Annotated in this window: 12 protein-coding genes, 1 pseudogene and 1 riboswitch; of the genes and pseudogenes, 10 read left to right on the forward strand and 3 right to left on the reverse strand. The window is 39.9% G+C overall.

The window, feature by feature from the left end; translation table 11 throughout:
- Positions 1-564 precede the first annotated feature (564 nt).
- The 6 genes from hsdR (at position 565) to NST97_RS00210 (ending at position 9,895) form a co-directional block, all read left to right on the forward strand.
- Positions 565-3,810, forward strand: a complete 3,246-nt coding sequence (hsdR, locus tag NST97_RS00185; RefSeq protein ID WP_340733378.1) for a type I restriction-modification system endonuclease — start codon at positions 565-567, stop codon at positions 3,808-3,810.
- Complete coding sequence (locus NST97_RS00190) at positions 3,811-5,292, forward strand: class I SAM-dependent DNA methyltransferase (RefSeq protein WP_341342773.1); 1,482 nt, start codon at positions 3,811-3,813, stop codon at positions 5,290-5,292.
- Entirely contained in the window at positions 5,289-6,701 is a 1,413-nt protein-coding gene (locus NST97_RS00195) for a restriction endonuclease subunit S (RefSeq protein ID WP_341342774.1), read from the forward strand. Before NST97_RS00190 ends, NST97_RS00195 begins: the two co-directional genes overlap by 4 nt.
- A gap of 914 nt (positions 6,702-7,615) precedes the next feature.
- Complete coding sequence (locus tag NST97_RS00200; protein WP_327848799.1) at positions 7,616-7,870, forward strand: hypothetical protein; 255 nt, start codon at positions 7,616-7,618, stop codon at positions 7,868-7,870.
- Positions 7,860-8,246, forward strand: coding sequence for a retropepsin-like aspartic protease (locus NST97_RS00205; protein ID WP_339194842.1), 387 nt, complete (start codon positions 7,860-7,862; stop codon positions 8,244-8,246). Before NST97_RS00200 ends, NST97_RS00205 begins: the two co-directional genes overlap by 11 nt.
- Positions 8,247-8,533: 287 nt before the next feature.
- Entirely contained in the window at positions 8,534-9,895 is a 1,362-nt protein-coding gene (locus tag NST97_RS00210) for an IS4 family transposase (RefSeq protein WP_087960047.1), read from the forward strand.
- 368 nt (positions 9,896-10,263) lie between these two features.
- Here the strand turns inward: NST97_RS00210 and NST97_RS00215 are convergent, their stop codons facing one another.
- The gene (locus NST97_RS00215; RefSeq protein WP_327848801.1) at positions 10,264-11,127 is read right to left on the reverse strand and encodes an SDR family oxidoreductase; all 864 of its coding nucleotides are present in this window, start codon (positions 11,125-11,127) and stop codon (positions 10,264-10,266) included.
- 1,281 nt (positions 11,128-12,408) lie between these two features.
- On the opposite strand from NST97_RS00215, the gene NST97_RS00220 reads away from it, so the two are divergent.
- From NST97_RS00220 to NST97_RS00230, 3 genes are all read left to right on the forward strand, one after another.
- Positions 12,409-12,564, forward strand: a complete 156-nt coding sequence (locus NST97_RS00220) for a hypothetical protein (protein WP_311067079.1) — start codon at positions 12,409-12,411, stop codon at positions 12,562-12,564.
- A gap of 17 nt (positions 12,565-12,581) precedes the next feature.
- Positions 12,582-13,022 (forward strand): SRPBCC family protein, encoded by a 441-nt coding sequence (locus tag NST97_RS00225; RefSeq protein WP_341342775.1) that lies wholly within the window; start codon positions 12,582-12,584, stop codon positions 13,020-13,022.
- A 111-nt stretch (positions 13,023-13,133) separates the two neighbouring features.
- Positions 13,134-13,394, forward strand: a complete 261-nt coding sequence (locus NST97_RS00230) for a VOC family protein (protein WP_341342776.1) — start codon at positions 13,134-13,136, stop codon at positions 13,392-13,394.
- Positions 13,395-13,459: 65 nt separating this feature from the next.
- Here the strand turns inward: NST97_RS00230 and NST97_RS00235 are convergent, their stop codons facing one another.
- On the reverse strand, positions 13,460-14,503 hold the full coding sequence (locus tag NST97_RS00235) for an LLM class flavin-dependent oxidoreductase (protein ID WP_063386411.1): 1,044 nt from the start codon (positions 14,501-14,503) through the stop codon (positions 13,460-13,462).
- Between the two features lie 547 nt (positions 14,504-15,050).
- Between NST97_RS00235 and NST97_RS00240 the strand changes: the two genes are divergently transcribed.
- Positions 15,051-15,245 carry a hypothetical protein gene (locus NST97_RS00240; protein WP_063386410.1) on the forward strand — a complete coding sequence of 65 codons (195 nt, stop codon included), beginning with the start codon at positions 15,051-15,053 and terminating at the stop codon, positions 15,243-15,245.
- Positions 15,246-15,330: 85 nt separating this feature from the next.
- Here the strand turns inward: NST97_RS00240 and NST97_RS00245 are convergent.
- A pseudogene (locus NST97_RS00245) lies at positions 15,331-15,447 on the reverse strand (ATP-binding cassette domain-containing protein); the annotation flags it as partial.
- A gap of 849 nt (positions 15,448-16,296) precedes the next feature.
- Positions 16,297-16,385: riboswitch (cyclic di-GMP riboswitch) on the forward strand.
- The last annotated feature ends 388 nt before the right edge of the window (positions 16,386-16,773 follow it).

Consider the following 16,773-nt stretch of genomic DNA (forward strand, 5'->3'; position numbering starts at 1 on the left):
AGTGGTCCATAATTCCTATGTTGAAATGGAAAGAAAAGCGAATTATTTTGCAGCTGCTCTAATTTTGCCGTGGAAGCTCTTCCTATACTCATATAAAGCTAGAGGGGTTTATTAATTGAAAGAAATTTTGGATGGTTTCTATAAATGCGATGATTGTAAGAAGTTATCATATATGTTTAATAAGTTACAATTCAATACCAATGCCAGCAAAAGCAAATGTACCAAAGGAAATAAAAACACTCAGTTGCCATTAAGTTGGACCGCCAAACTCTAATGGAGAAAAGATTTGAATGTACCAAAATAAGATTAACCTAGATTTAGAAATTTTGCATCAACTCCTTCAAGGAAATTCAAAAAATTTGAGGTTAAAATAAACCAGATTTTACAAGCTCAAGCATCTGAAAGGATCGGATTTGAAATTGGCTAGTATTTTTAGACCCATTCATTTTTACACAATTATACAGACTTAACTCTATTAAATAGATGTATGACTGGAATGATATATATTGTAAAATTTATGATAAAATAGCACTATATACATGTTCTTATGGGTGAGGTGTGTATATGTCGCACAATTTTCGCTTTTTAGAAGAAAAATGGGAAGTTCTCGCCCGTGTTGGGGAAACGGCAGAACGAAATGTCTATCAAAATCCAAATGTGGCGATAAGTGAGCTTAGAAAATTTGCTGAAACTATAACAAAATATATTTTAGCGTTAGAAGAAATAAAGGAAGAACGCAGAACTGATCAACAGGAGCGTCTGAGAATTCTTTTTTATGAGCAAATTCTGCCGAAGGAAATATATGACTTATTTACGGTCATTCGTTTGAAAGGGAATCAAGCGGTACATAATCCGAGCTATGGTGAAGTAAATGAGGCAAAAGCTTTATTGCATATGGCGTTTCGAATTGCGGTTTGGTTTATGGAAGTGTATGGCGATTGGTCATTTCAAGCTCCAGAATATATCGAACCGACACCGCAAACATCTATATCAGAAGATGAATTGAACCATGTAGTTAAGTCATACGAAGAAAAGCTTGCTCATTTGGAAACAGAGCTTGAGAAGATACGCAAAGAACAGCTATATATTAGCAATGAAGAGAAACAAAAACGACGTGAGTACTCACAACGCGCCGTTGCCAACTTTGAATTGACGGAAGCAGAAACCCGTATTCTTATTGATCAGCAATTGCGTGATGCTGGCTGGGAGGCTGATTCAGAAAAGCTGCGTTTCTCAAAAGGAGTTCGTCCGGAAAAAGGAAAAAACATGGCGATTGCGGAGTGGCCTTTAAAACATGGTTACGCTGATTATGCTTTATTTATTGGCCCCGAGCTAGTAGGGATCATTGAAGCGAAACGTGCTAGTAAAGATATCCCATCTGACATTGAGCAAGCAAAAGAATATGCAAAACTTATTGTTCGGCATGGTCATGAAGTGATCCATGAACCATGGGGAGATTACTATGTTCCATTTTTGTTCGCAACCAATGGCCGCCCCTTTTTAAAACAGCTAGAACAAAAGTCAGGCATTTGGTTTTTAGATGCGCGGAAATCAACGAATCACCCGCGACCACTTCAAGGATGGTACACTCCTCAAGGACTGAAAAATCTATTAGAAAAAGATACGGAACGTTCGGAACAATTTTTGCGTGATGAAAAATTTGATTATCTTAAATTACGAGACTATCAAGTCAAAGCTATTCAAGCGGTCGAAAAAGCATTGGAAGAGAAAAAACGCAACATTTTAATCGCCATGGCAACCGGAACAGGGAAAACAAGAATGGCGATTGGTCTCATTTATCGATTGATCAAAGCAAAGCGTTTTAATCGTATATTATTCCTTGTCGACCGAAAAGCTCTTGGAGAACAAGCGGAAAGCGCTTTTAAAGAAAGTAAGCTGGAAAATTTCCATACGTTCACTGAAATTTATAGCTTACAATCGTTATACGATCAAAAACCAGATGATGAAACAAAAGTACATATCGCTACCGTACAAGGAATGTTAAAACGCATTTTCTACAACGAGAAAACAGAAGACATTCCATCGATTGATCAATATGATTGCATTATTGTCGATGAAGCCCATCGAGGCTATACACTAGATAAAGAGATGAATGACATAGAAATTGAAATAAGAGATCACAATGATTATGTAAGCAAATATCGAAAAGTACTTGATTACTTTGATGCCGTTCGCATCGGTTTAACAGCAACTCCTGCGCTGCATACTACAGAAATTTTTGGACCGCCGGTTTTCACTTATTCTTATCGTGAAGCAGTCGTCGATGGATATTTAGTCGACCATGAACCACCATATCAATTTGAAACGGTATTAAAAAAGGAAGGAATCGCTTGGGCCAAAGGTGAAAAGGTCGACGTATATGATGCGGTTTCCGGCACAATTTCACAAGAATACCTTGAAGATGAAGTGAATATTGAGGTTGCACATTTTAATACAAAAGTTATCACAGAAAGCTTTAATCGTGTTATTATACGAGAGTTGACGAATTATATTTCTCCTGACGATGAAGGCAAAACATTGATATTTGCAGCGACAGATGATCACGCAGACTTAGTCGTACGTCTTTTAAAAGAAGAATTTGAAAAAGTATACGGTGAAGTCGAAGACAATGCGATTATGAAAATTACAGGCTCCATTAAAGACCCATCAGGTGCGATTCGACGCTTTAAAAATGAAAAATATCCAACTATTGTTGTGACGGTGGATTTGCTAACGACAGGTGTCGATGTTCCAGCAATTACAAATCTCGTCTTCTTGCGCCGCGTTCGCTCTCGGATTCTTTATGAGCAAATGCTAGGCCGAGCAACGAGAAGATGTGAAGAAATCCGAAAAGATCACTTTAATATTTTCGATGCGGTTGGAATCTATGAGTCTTTAAAACCATATACAAGCATGAAGCCTGTTGTCACTCGACCAAATATTTCACTGACTCAATTAGTAGAAGAATTAGAAGGTTTAGATAAAGAAGAACACCTTCAACATCAACAAGAACAAATTATAGCCAAAATCCAACGAAAAAAACGCCAATGGTCAGAGAAGCAGCACCAAGACTTTAAAGTATTATCTGGTGGAAAAACAGTTGATGAATTTATAGATTGGGTAAAAAACTTGAATCCTGCTGAATTAACTGGACAGTTAAAAGAGTATAAATCGATGTTCCGTTATATGGATGAAAATCGCTATCGGGAAAATAAACAATATATTTCCACGCATGAAGATGAACTTATTGGAGTTAAACGCGGATATGGAAATGCGGAAAAACCGGATGATTATTTACAATCATTTGGAGAGTTTATCCGAAACAATATGAACAAAATCCCTGCGCTAATGATTGTATGTCAACGTCCAACTGAATTAACGAGAGAAGAGTTAAAGAAATTGTTGCTTGAATTGGACCAAAAAGGTTTTTCCGAGAAAAAATTACAAGCAGCTTGGCGCGAGGCGAAAAATGAAGACATCGCAGCGGACATCATCGCCTTCATCCGCCAGCAAGCGTTAGGCGATCCGCTTATTAGTCATGAAGAACGAATTAAACACGCCATGAAGAAAATTTACCAAATGAAAGCATGGCCGCCTGTTCAAAAGAAATGGCTGGAACGTATTGAAAAGCAATTACTGCAAGAATCTGTTCTTCATCCGGACCCTGAAAAGGCTTTTGAATATGAACCTTTTAAGAGCCGTGGAGGCTTTAAACAATTAAATCAAATTTTCGATGGACAATTAGCACAAATTGTTCGCGAAATTAATTATAATTTGTATAACTATCACCAAAAGAAGGAGCAAGCGTAGATGAACAACAGAGAAATCGTCCAAAAACTATGGAATTTATGTAACGTTCTTCGTGATGACGGCATTACGTATCACCAATATGTGACAGAGCTAACATATTTGCTGTTCTTAAAAATGATGAAAGAAACCGGTCAAGAATATATGATTCCTGAAAAATATCGTTGGGATTCGTTAGTAGAAAAAGACGGGATCGCACTTAAAGAGCATTATCAACAGCTGTTGCTTGATTTAGGAAAAGAGGAAAATGAATTATTAAAACAAATTTATACAGATGCGACATCTAATATTAGAGAACCAAAGAACCTAGAAAAAATTATTCAATCGACCAATAACTTAGATTGGTACAATGCGAAGCAAGAAGGATTAGGGGATTTATACGAAGGGCTGTTAGAAAAAAACGCGAGCGAAGTGAAATCGGGAGCGGGGCAATATTTTACGCCTCGCGTCCTTATTGATGTTATTGTCGAACTTGTCAATCCTCAGCCGGGCGAACGCTGCCATGACCCTGCTGCGGGAACATTCGGCTTTATGATCGCGGCAGATCGCCATGTTCGTAAACAAACCGATGATTATTTTGACTTATCTCAAGAAGAAATCGAATTTCAAAAATACAAGGCATTCTCAGGAGTAGAGCTTGTCAGAGACACGCATCGTCTAGCGGTCATGAATGCGTTGCTTCATGATATTCATGGGGAAATCTTGTTAGGCGATACCCTCTCTTCACTAGGTGAAAGTTTGAAAAATTTTGATGTGATTTTAACGAATCCGCCTTTTGGAACAAAAAAAGGCGGCGAGCGGGCAACACGAACTGACTTCACCTTTACAACATCGAACAAACAGTTGAATTTCTTGCAGCATATTTACCGCGCTCTCAAGGCAAACGGCAAAGCTCGTGCCGCGGTTGTCCTTCCAGATAACGTCTTGTTTGAAGGCGGAGTCGGCGCTGACATTCGCCGGGACCTAATGGACAAATGCGATTTACATACGATTTTACGCTTGCCGACAGGGATTTTCTATGCCCAAGGGGTGAAAACGAACGTCTTATTCTTCACCCGAGGGAAAACAGATGTCGGCAATACAAAAGAAGTATGGGTGTACGATTTACGCACGAATATGCCTTCCTTTGGCAAACGGAATCCGCTAACGAAAGAACATTTTGAAGGATTTATCAAGGCTTATACGGCAGAAGATCGCAGCCAAGTCAAAGACGAGCGCTGGAATGTATTCACACGTGAAGAAATTGCGAAAAAAGGCGACAGTTTGGATATTGGGCTAATTGCTGATGAATCCCTGTCTATTTACGAAAACTTGCCGGACCCAATCGAATCTGCAGAAGAGGCGGTGGAAAAATTAGAACTAGCGATTTCGTTACTAAACGAAGTCATTGCCGAGTTAAAAGCTGTCGAACAACCTTATACCTACCAAACAGATTCTAAAGAAATGCTAAAAGTCGCAGAAACATCTGAGGTGCTTGAAAAATGAGCAAAAAGAAACAAAAATCGATGGAAGAACTACTAGAAGAAGCATTAGTGCCGGAAGAAGAACAGCCTTATAAAGTGCCGGAGAATTGGGTGTGGGTTCGTTCAGGTCATGTGGCAAAATGGGGCTCGGGAGGTACGCCTTCAAGAAAGAGATTAGAATATTATGGTGGAGATATTCCTTGGATTAAAACTGGTGAATTGAATGATGGAATAGTTAACGCTTCTGAAGAGACTATTACAGAAGAGGGACTCCAAAACTCTAGTGCAAAGATATTTCCAAAAGGTTCTATAGTAATTGCAATGTATGGAGCAACAATTGGGAAGCTTGGCATACTTGGTATAGATGCAGCTACAAATCAAGCTTGTGCAGTTGGCCAACCATATGACTTTTTAAATTCAAAATATATGCTTTATTATTTTTTAGCAAGAAGAAGCGATTTAATAGTACTTGGCAAAGGTGGAGCTCAACCGAATATATCTCAAACGATAATCAAAGACTTTCCTTTCGCTTTGCCACCTTTAAACGAACAAAAACGCATTGCTGAGAAGATTGAGCGGCTTTTTGCTAAGCTTGATGAAGCAAAGCGGTTGATTGAAGAAGTAAAAGAATCTTTTGAGCTTCAATGGGCAGCGATTTTAGATAAGGCGTTTAAGGGACAATTAGGTACAAACGATCCTAACGAGAAGAGTATGCTAGAAACATCAAATGACATAAAAGAAAAAGATCTTATTCCAAAAGAAGAGCAACCTTATGAAGTACCAGAAAATTGGGTGTGGGTTCGCTCAAGTCATGTGGCAAAATGGGGCTCAGGAGGTACACCTTCCAGAAAAAAAGTAGAATACTATGGTGGAGATATTCCTTGGATTAAAACTGGTGAATTGAATGATGGAATAGTTAACACTTCTGAAGAGACTATTACAGAAGAGGGACTCCAAAACTCTAGTGCAAAGATATTTCCGAAAGGTTCTATAGTTATTGCAATGTATGGAGCAACAATTGGGAAGCTTGGCATACTTGGTATAGATGCCGCTACAAATCAAGCTTGTGCAGTTGGTCAGCCACATGACTTTTTAAATTCAAAATATATGTTTTATTATTTTTTAGCAAGAAGAAGCGATTTAATAGCACTTGGCAAAGGTGGAGCACAGCCGAATATATCACAAACAATAATTAAAGACTTTCCTTTCGCTTTGCCACCGTTAAACGAACAAAAACGCATCGCTGAGAAGGTAGACAATTTATTAAGTAAATTAGAGACTGAGAAAGACATGGTTTTAGAAGTTGAAGAAAAGTTTGATTTATTAAAGCAATCTATTCTTAACAAAGCCTTCCGCGGCGAGCTTGGTACGAACGATCTAACCGACAAACATGCGATTGAGTTGTTAAAGGAAGTGTTAAAATCTAAATAAAATATTTATGTAGGAGGGGCTGTCTAATAAGTCGTTTTTTGGCTTATTGACGGCCCCCCTTTTATGTTTTAGAAACGTTGATATATCGATGTTTATGATTTTTTGTTATCAATAGGGATTTGACTTTCTGGACAGCCCCTCTTTTTTCATTGCGCAAAGTTGTGAAGCGGGATAGTACACTCATTCAACATTGTCTTCGTCATTCTGTTATTTGTACTACGCATATTAACTACAACAGACCACATACTTACTTTCTTGCTAACACATTTGCTAACGTAATTATTTTTTTAAGTTAAATTTAATGAACGGAGTTAATTTTCAACAGCTAAAAAACCTTGATAAATCAAACTTCTTTTGCATATAATTTACAGGCTTTCTTATTCAAGGAGAACGAAAATAGGGAGAACGCTGGATTTTTGAACTTCCCCTCCTCATTGTCCGATCTGCCCGACTTGCTTCGGACGGACAACTAACATGTCATCGAAACGAAAACAATGGATTCATGGCTATACTGGGTTGAGCTTTCCATAGAAAGACATCGCTGCCAAGCCTGTTTCCTTACAGTTACTGTTTCCTATCCGGGGCTTCCGTCTCACAGTATCGCAACGGAATCGTTTCAATATTGTGGGTCGCCCAGTTACGTATCGGAAAAACGATTCAAGAAGTCGCTCGCTTGTTATAACTCGCTTACACAACAGCAGAACGCTGGTTTTATCAATATACTCCGACTCTTTGACCAACATCGAATCCTACAAGTAGTATGTACGATCGTTAAATGCATAAATGTAAAACATTCGGCGAAATGAATTTTTATCTTTCCGCTAGTGATGCATATTGCATCAGAGGTGCCTATTCTTTTTTCAGTTTTCGGGTAGTGATATAATCAATTAAAAGAACAAGTTGAGGTGATGGAGATGGAATGGCAGGAAGTGCGTTCACTGTATCCGAACCAATTTGTGAAATTACAGGTATTGAAGTCTCATTTACAGGGTGATCAGGAGATTATTGAAGAGGTGGCTGTCATTGAAACGGTTTCGGATGAGGATGCAACTCGTGAGTTACTGCAATCAAAAGGGGATCAGCTTGTTTATCACACTAGTCACAAGGAGATTGTCTTAAAAGTTCGTGGAACGATTGGTCTGAGGGGAAATTTTCGTTATGCAGATTGAATATCGTGATGGGTTGTTGTTTACATCGATAGAAATTGTTTATCAAGGAAGGTATAAGTTGATTGATAATATGGTCATTGATACTGGTGCTGTCAAAACACTGATTTCTCAAAATGTAGTAGAGGATATTAATTTACGAGTAGAGATGGGCGATCATATTGTTACTTATTACGGAATCGGAGGAAAAGAGCACGCATTTACGAAGAAATTGGACTCTATTAAATTAGGTTCTTTTCAACTGAGAGAGTATGAGATTGATTTTAGTGGGATGGACTATGAAGGGATTAACGGTTTGTTAGGATTAGATATATTGCTAGACGCTGGACTTGTTCTAGACCTAGACAAATTAGAAATGTACCGTTCCGGTCCAAAATAAAGGATAGGTGTCTGTGATTCAAAAAAGAATTCGTGCCACTGTGCATCATCCGAAATATGTCAAAGTGCGGTAGATATCAGTAAAGAGAGCCTTTGATAAAATCATCCGACTCTTTTTTTGATTTACTCAGCTTTCGCAGTCCAAAATCTTGTTTAAATGCTTGATGTAAATGGTTTTGGGAAGTACAAAATTATCATTTGACATTTTTTAAAACATAAAGAAAGACACCTATTCTTTTGGTAAAATATTGGTGACGAAACCAAATCCAAAAGAAAGGTGTCACCACTATGATAACGAATAAAGACTACTTTGCGCAATTACCAAAAGAAATTAAACAAGGATTTTCCGAATTAAATATTGGATATCATTTAAGAAAAGCGAATATTACGAAACTTTCCGGGTATTCTTGTCTTACTGTTTTCAAACTGATTTTTCTTTTAGTCTTCCAATATAAGAACTGGTTTCGTGCTTTTATGAGTAAACGATCTCAGGATCTGCCCGGAAAGGATACAGTCTATCGCTTTTTAAATACACCAACCTATCATTGGAGAAAGTTTCTGCTTTCATTAAGCAGTGAAATGATCCGTCTGCTTCAACCATTAACTTCAAAAGATCGTGTCACAGCTTTTGTGATTGATGATTCTGTCTTTTCAAGAAACCGTAGTAAGTCGGTTGAACTGTTGGCTAAGGTTTTTGATCACTCTACCCATCAGTACTTGAAAGGGTTTCAAATGCTTACCCTTGGCTGGACCGATAGTTTTACTTTTATTCCCGTTGATTTTGCTCTTCTAAGTTCACCGAAAAAGGAAAATCGCCTGCAAGAAATCAATACCAATATTGATAAACGAACATCTGGCTATAAGCGTCGCCAGGAAGCTCTGAAATCAAAACCGGACGTGGCTTCAGCTTTACTTGATCATGCGCTTGAAAAAGGGATTATAGCTGACTATGTTCTCATGGATTCCTGGTTTACACAAGCGCCTTTAATTGAGAAGATTACGAACAAAGGGTTATTTGTCATTGGCTTGGTGAAGCAATTAAAGCAGCGATACGTTTACAATGGTGAACGTTTCACACTGAATCAACTTTACAAATTGGCAAAACCTCACATGGGTAAAAAAGACATTCGCGGATCCGTTTATGCTACTTTAGACAATGGAATTCCAGTAAAAATTCTATTTGTACGAAACCGTAATAAACGGAGCGAATGGCTTGCCATTCTCAGCACAGATACAACATTAGAAAATGAAGAGATCATTCGTATTTACGGCATGCGTTGGGACATTGAAGTCTTCTTCAAATGCAATAAATCCCTTTTAAATTTAGAGAAAGAATTCCAGGGACGTTCCTACGACATGTTAATTAGCCATACAACCATTGTTTTTACACGATATATTCTCATTGCTTGGCAAATGCGAAAAGAGGAGGATCCTAAGACGATTGGCAACCTTTTTTACATCCTTTGCGAAGATGTAAAAGACATAGATTTTATTACTGCCCTTCAATCACTTATTGACCTTTTCCAAACTTTGGCGGAAGCCGAGGTTTCTTTGAACATGGACATCTTTAAAAATCAAATGAATAAATGGTTGGCCACTATACCTAATTATATCAAGCAATGCTTAAATATTTCTGTGTGCGAAAGTTGAGTGATTTATATTCAGAAAATTCTGTTTAAAATTCCGATCTTTTTCCTCTTCATTCCGCATTTAGCAATTGGTGAAGTAAAGATTCACTGACTTCGAAATCTGAATTATATTGAAATACCTAATCACAACATCTTCTGTTAACACTAAGTCAAATATGATTATACTTGCAACCATCTTTATCCTGTTCAATTAAAAACTCGAAACGGAATGTCCGTCCCGAGTTTTTAATTGAGCTTGATTCCTAAAAGTTTAAGCTATGTCACTCTTGACATCTCTTGTTTTTTTGCTACCGAACTAAGATAAAGCAGGTCACGAGTTTGCAGTCATTGGATGTTCTGTTTTTTCATTTTATGTCATTTGGTCAATTCTTACATTTTCAGGGCTTGTTTTACGGTTTCCTTCAGAGGGGTCAAGGATCCGATCAGTTTTTGCAGATCATCTGATGTTTTGGACGCTTCTCCTTTGGAAATCGCGTCATAGATCGCTGCCGTAATTTCAGCAAACGGCTCAGGGACACCAGCGTTTACGAGGAAATTTTTCTCTTCTTCGAATGAGACAGGCTGATGCACGACTTTTTTGCCGGAAACCTCGGAGAGAATTTGGGCAAGTTCATCAAAGGTCCACGGTTGATTGGAAACAAGGTTATACGTTTTGTTTTCATGCCCTTCCTCTGTAAGAACCGTTGCGGCAGCCAAAGCAAGTTCATTGCGTGTTACTGAATTAACGATCCCGCTTCCCGCATTCGTAACAATTGCTCCAGACTCTATGGATGCGCGCAGCCCCTCATTTACAAAAAAGTCCGTATATAAGGCATTACGCAGGAAAGTATACGGGGTATTGGTCGTACGGATGGCATATTCCGTTGCTAAATGAACGTATGCAAGGGGAATTAATGACTCCTCAGCAAAGGCATACCCTGTGTAAGCAATATGTTTGACTCCCGCATCTCTGGCAGCTTTTACGACATTTGCATGTTGAACGATACGAAGCGTATTATCAGAATCCGGACCTGAGATAAAGAGCAGCTTGGAGACACCTGCAAAAGCCTTTTGAAGAGATTCCGGTTGATTATAGTCGCCATGGCGAACTTCCACGCCTTGATCGGCAAGAGTAGAGGCTTTTTCAACATTACGCACGATGGCAATGATTTGACTGGCGGGAACTTTTTTGAGCAAATGTTGAATCACAAGCCCACCGAGTTGACCAGTAGCACCAGTAACCGCAATTGACATAAACATTTCTCCTTTTTTTCTAAAGATTTTTTGAATAAATAACATCATCTAGGTGGCGAAGCCAAAAATAAACGAAGGCGGCCGCAATTGAAGACTGGATTGAGGAATGACTGTTTATTATGTATTTCGGCCATTCTTGCCCACCATTATAATTGCATCAGAAATGTAAATCAAATCTTATGCCTGTGCTGCTAAACAAGGTGAACGCCTCCTATCATTTTTGTCGCGCCTATCATAGATAAGGCCGTGCAATCAAAATTCTTACAAGTCAACTCCTCTTTTTAGCTTTTTAATAGTTTGCCCCTGTTGTTCAACTCATGAAAAAGTTATTTTCTCTTTCCCTAAACTAGATAAACCTATGATGCTTCGTGTTTTTTTTATATATGATAGAGATTTTTTGTCCTCTTAAACAGTTTTTGTTACATTCACATAAGGACAGGGGATCTGGGGTAAGTTCTTAAATTGAGGAAAAAATACTCCAAAACAACGGTTTAATATTCTGAATTTTCTGTTAAAATGTAGGTGAGCAATTCATAAAATTTTTTGAAGGAGAGGGCTCAACATCAGATTGCCGATCCATATTGAAATCGGTGGAGGTATTGAAACGGGGAGCTTTACTGAAAATATAGCTGAAAGCGACAAATCGATGGAAGTCTTTCAAAATCGTAAGTTATAGATCTTCTAGATAAACCTGATCCGGTTTTACGAAGTTTACAGGGGAGCCGATTGCCACTTGCCCTTTTTGTGGTGAGTTACATGTCTATTTCGATAATCCTGATTCGGTTTATTTTACGAAGTTAGTTGGAGTGAGGATTTCCATTGGTTCTCAATGTCGTATGCTATAAGTCTATTTCGATGATTCTGATTTGTTTTTACGAAGTTTGCAGGGGCAAGGATTTCTATCGGTTCTCTTTGTCATGAGTTATAAGTCTATCTCGATAATCCTGATTCTGTATATTTTGTGAAGTTTGAAGGGGCTACGATTCCTACTTGGACTCTTTGTCCCTTGAGGTTGGTGATGGCAGAAATGCAGAGCATCCGTTCGTTCATTTTGTCTGATGGAAAGAAAAAGGTTTGATCATTTAATAGAGTGATTATCCTCAAATAATGACGAAAAAGCTGGCTGCATCCAATACAAATGAACGGCCTCATCCAACTGACTTATTTGCATAGTTGCGAAGTACAACCTGTCGTGCAGTATCCATGCCGCTCAGGATGCCGTCAAAAAGATTTTGATCCTATCGTGTTTCTTTTTTCACTGAAAAGAGGGGAGGAATGAAAATGCCAGGGGCCGTTTTTCGACAGGCTGTTCAGGATGCGACGGGAATTACCTGGGAAGAATGGGTTGCCACCTTGAAACAGGCTGTGGATCCTTCTTGGTCTCACGAACATATGAAGGAGCACATATGTGAACAATTTCAGGTGTCGGATGAATAGGGGAATGGCTGACCGTCATGTATGGACAGCTGCTCGGCAGGATTCCTGTTGGTGTCACCAAAGAGGCGGGCGTTCAAATCGGCGTCCGAAAAACGATAAAGGTGGAGAAGGAAAAGGTTTGGGACTATTTGACTTCGCCGCAAGGCTTGCCCTTATGGATCGGGGACGTCTCCGAGTTTCGGCTGCAAAAGGGTTACGAATTTAAATCTAAGGAAGGTATCTGCGGGAAACTTACGGTAGTTTTGCCATTTCGAAAGCTCCGCATGAAATGGAAACTTCCGGAATGGGAAAAGCCTTCCCGGCTTCAATTGTATTTGCTGCCCACGGATTCGGGCAAAACGACGATCGCCATCCATCAGGAAATGCTGGATGATGTCTATGTAAGAGAATTGATGAGACGCTTCTGGGCAGACAAGCTGGAGCAAATTAAAAATTATTTGGAGGGGCGCAATGAATAGATACAGTCATATCGATTTAAGAGTAAATTCATGGGAGAAAGTGTGCACGTTTTATGAGAATCTTCTTCCTGCATTGGGTTTTACCCGCACTTTCCATTCGGAAAATGGAAAGTGTTTGCAGCGGAGGGAGAGCTTCCGAGCGTTCCTTATTTCGCTATCACGGAAGATTCCAATCATAAGCCAAACGAGAATTTGATCGGGTTTTGGGCGCATGACCGGGAGGAGGTGGACCGGATTGCAGAGCTTGTAGTTCGATATGGGGGCACCATCGACAGCGGCCCCTGGCAGTTCCCGATCAGCCCGACTTATTATGCGGTTTATTTTCAGGATCCTTGCGGAAACAAGTATGAAATGGTCCACCGATTAAATTGATTCAGCACCCGTTGTTGCCCAGCCGAAACCTTTTCTTGCTGCTAGCTTCTTTTAGCGGATATCGGTTACGGTTTCCGATTTGTGCGGGCAATTTCCCGCTTGACGGCCGGTGCCACTTTAGTACCCAGCAGTTCGATGGCACGCAACACTTTTTTGTGCGGCAGCGTGCCGACGGTCAATTGCAGAAGGAAGCGATCGTGGCCGAAAATTTCATGCTGGAACAAGATTTTTTCGATCACTTGCTCAGGGCTGCCGACAAAATTGGCGCCCCGTAAGGAAAGAGAGAACTCGAACTGCTCCCGGGTCAATGGCGGCCAACCGCGTTCCCGTCCCAGCCGATCCATCATCGTTTTAAACGCTGGAAATGCAATGTCAGCTGCTTCCTGCGACGAATCGGCGATAAAACCATGTGAATTGATACTGAGGTGTGGCGTTTCGTGCCCCGCCTTTTGCGCTGCCTCCCGGTGTAATTGAGCAAAGGGCGCGAACCGTTCGGGCAGACCACCGATGATGCCCAGTGCCATCGGAAGACCGAGCATGCCTGCACGGACGGCCGACTCCGGGGTTCCTCCAACGGCTATCCAAACCGGAAGCGGATTTTGCAGGGGCCGCGGATAGATCCCTAGATTGTCCAGCGACGGACGATGCTTTCCCGCCCATGTGACCCGTTCGGATTCCCGCAGTTTGAGCAGCAGATCAAGCTTTTCTTCAAAAAGCTCGTCATAATCTTTCAGGTCGTAGCCAAAAAGGGGAAAGGATTCGATAAACGAACCGCGGCCGACCATGATTTCAGCGCGGCCTTGAGTGAGCAGGTCCAAGGTGGCAAATTGTTGAAACACCCTCACCGGATCGTCAGAGCTTAAGACGTTTACTGCACTGGTCAACCGAATGCGTTTGGTGCGGGTCCCGGCAGCGGCAAGCACTACCGCTGGAGCCGATACGGTGTAGTCGGGACGATGATGTTCACCAATGCCGAACACATCCAGTCCGACTTGATCGGCCAGTTCAATTTCCTCCATCAAGTTTTGCAGCCGTTCCCCCGGGCTGATCAATTGACCGGTTTCCGGATCAACCGTCCGTTCTCCAAATGTGTAAATGCCGATTTCCATCCGTTGGCCCCTCCTTTGATTACTGTTCGTTCATACCGATGTTAGATTTATCTTACCTTATTTATTCGAAGCCAGGCAATAAAAAGGGCTTAAGGCAGCAATCGCCTTTCCTCAAGGGTGTTTTGCTATGGATGGGAAGTTCGTTTCGGGCGATTTTATCGTAAAAAAAATTTAGCTGACAGGGAAGACGAGATGCCCCAAGATTTTTCCCTAATTCGCTTATGGAGAGGGAATGCTGGTGTGTTTGTCGCTGCCCCAACGTTTTTGATTCATTAGCGGAACGGGAAAACCGCACGGTGGGAATAACGCCTGTCTATTATCCAAAAGCATTTTTCTCCCGGAAACGGGCATTTTTGCGGAACCCCAAAATCATGACGTATCTTCATAGAGGCTTCTTTAGAATGCTGAGAGCGGAGGGATTCTTTCATCCATCTATTTAAAATAAATCTTGACGTTTGCCGGATATCCAACATATGCCCATACAAAAGCCGTGACGAATGCATAAAAAATATTGAGATGTAAATTGTTACAACGGGAGGTATGGAAAATGTACCCGGAACGTCAATTTTTCGGAAGGAGACCCTTTTTCTTCGGAGGGCGGAACCCCTTTTTCTTCGGTGCGCCGTTTTTTGGCGGCTTGCTCGGCGGCTTTTTAGGTAGTGCACTGGTAGGACCGCGGCCATATCCGTTTTATCCGCCGTATTACGGAGGATTTTATGGCGGTTATCCGTACTATTGGTAAACGAAAATTTTTTCGACGAGCTGTCTTAAACGGTCATTTCAGAATGACTTTAAGGCGGCTTTTTTTATCCGCCGATTGCAAGATGTAATTCGGGATCAAAGGCAGATGTCGATTCATCATATAACATCGCTTTTGGTTCCATAGCAAGCTCTTGTGCAATTGCCACGCGCTGTTGTTGTCCTCCGGAAAGTTGACTTGGGTAATAGTTCATTTTTTCAGCTAAAATCAACTTTTTTTAAATAATTCTCCGCAGTTTTACGAGCGGCTTCCTAGGAATTGTTGAGGGCTTTATCTGTACCAGCCATTTCATTTTCCAGTGCCGTCACCATTGGAAATAAGTTAAAGCATCGAAGAGCCATTCTTATTTCTTTTCAAAGAGCAGCTACATGCTTTTCATTAAAAAAATAATGTCCAACTATTTTAACTGTTCCTGATGTAGAAAGACATCTTATTCTATTGGGATATGCCCTGTATAGATTAAAATTCATAACTGTACCAAGCTTAAGGTTAAGGCAAAAATTTATGTTCCATTTTTCTCTGCCATTCTTTTCTTAAACAGAGTATATTTTTCTATTTTAAGTGGTACAAAAATAAGTCCATAATCAGAGGTCATTCCCCGTCTGTATGTAAATCATCAATATTCTGGAAAAGCTTTCCCCGATAAGCCACAAAAATAAAGCGGACGGAAGAAAAAGAACAAGTTTTCTTCGTCCGCTTTTTGTATTGTTTTTTATTAAAAGTGGTTGGCTTTGTGTCATAGCTTCTGTCATGTAGAGAATAAATTGAAAAATTTACTGCCTTCCATAGGTCTTTTGTCTTCACCAATAAAGAAATCAAGAAGCTGACTATTACACGTTGGCTTGTTACTAATCAATTGATCCTAAATTTCTTGTGATTAACAGGTCGATTGTCATGTATTCAATTAAAACTTTTTACCTATCGATTTTAAAAATAGTTCATTTTAACTATACCATTTTCACTATAAAATTTGTTATACAATTAAGTAAGAGATATTATTTGATAAATTCCTACAAATTTCTACAAAAATATAATTTTGTTTCGGCAAACTACTCGAAAGGGTAGGACGCAAAGCTAAAGGAGCTAAATCTATTTTGATAGACATGCCAGCCAGCTGCCCTTCCTATAAAGAATGGTTTTGATTCTTTTTAAGAAGGTTATTAGCGGATGTATTGTCTATTCAACTGCCCTCTTTAGAATTTTTAAGGGCAGTTTTTTTATTTTGACATAGGAAAGGAGGCTTGGTGATGGAGTAAAATAAAAATACATATTTGGCAAAGTTCATTCTAATGGCCCATTGCAAAAACATCTCAGTCGTTCTAAACCCTCTGTGTCAAAAGGGAGTATGAATTTCCCAGGGAATATTCCTGAAATTGATTTACTTCAACGTCTTCCCGGAATTTCATCTACTGATCAAACAAATTAGTGGTAGTAATAGTTAAGGAAGTAGATGTAGGAAATATTTCATGCATTAAAAGAAGTAATCGACATCAACGAAGAGCAACTCCAA

The sequence above is a fragment of the Aeribacillus sp. FSL K6-1305 genome (assembly GCF_038050115.1).
Lineage (GTDB): Bacteria > Bacillota > Bacilli > Bacillales > Aeribacillaceae > Aeribacillus > Aeribacillus composti.

What these genes read in the sequence shown, in the direction of transcription:
- NST97_RS00220 (WP_311067079.1), top strand. Translation starts at nt 12,409, where the DNA reads ATGCCAGGGGCCGTTTTTCGACAGGCTGTTCAGGATGCGACGGGAATT.
- NST97_RS00195 (WP_341342774.1), top strand. Translation starts at nt 5,289, where the DNA reads ATGAGCAAAAAGAAACAAAAATCGATGGAAGAACTACTAGAAGAAGCA.
- NST97_RS00225 (WP_341342775.1), top strand. Translation starts at nt 12,582, where the DNA reads ATGTATGGACAGCTGCTCGGCAGGATTCCTGTTGGTGTCACCAAAGAG.
- hsdR (WP_340733378.1), top strand. Translation starts at nt 565, where the DNA reads ATGTCGCACAATTTTCGCTTTTTAGAAGAAAAATGGGAAGTTCTCGCC.
- NST97_RS00215 (WP_327848801.1), bottom strand. Translation starts at nt 11,127, where the DNA reads ATGTCAATTGCGGTTACTGGTGCTACTGGTCAACTCGGTGGGCTTGTG.
- NST97_RS00235 (WP_063386411.1), bottom strand. Translation starts at nt 14,503, where the DNA reads ATGGAAATCGGCATTTACACATTTGGAGAACGGACGGTTGATCCGGAA.
- NST97_RS00210 (WP_087960047.1), top strand. Translation starts at nt 8,534, where the DNA reads ATGATAACGAATAAAGACTACTTTGCGCAATTACCAAAAGAAATTAAA.
- NST97_RS00205 (WP_339194842.1), top strand. Translation starts at nt 7,860, where the DNA reads ATGCAGATTGAATATCGTGATGGGTTGTTGTTTACATCGATAGAAATT.
- NST97_RS00190 (WP_341342773.1), top strand. Translation starts at nt 3,811, where the DNA reads ATGAACAACAGAGAAATCGTCCAAAAACTATGGAATTTATGTAACGTT.
- NST97_RS00200 (WP_327848799.1), top strand. Translation starts at nt 7,616, where the DNA reads ATGGAATGGCAGGAAGTGCGTTCACTGTATCCGAACCAATTTGTGAAA.
- NST97_RS00240 (WP_063386410.1), top strand. Translation starts at nt 15,051, where the DNA reads ATGTACCCGGAACGTCAATTTTTCGGAAGGAGACCCTTTTTCTTCGGA.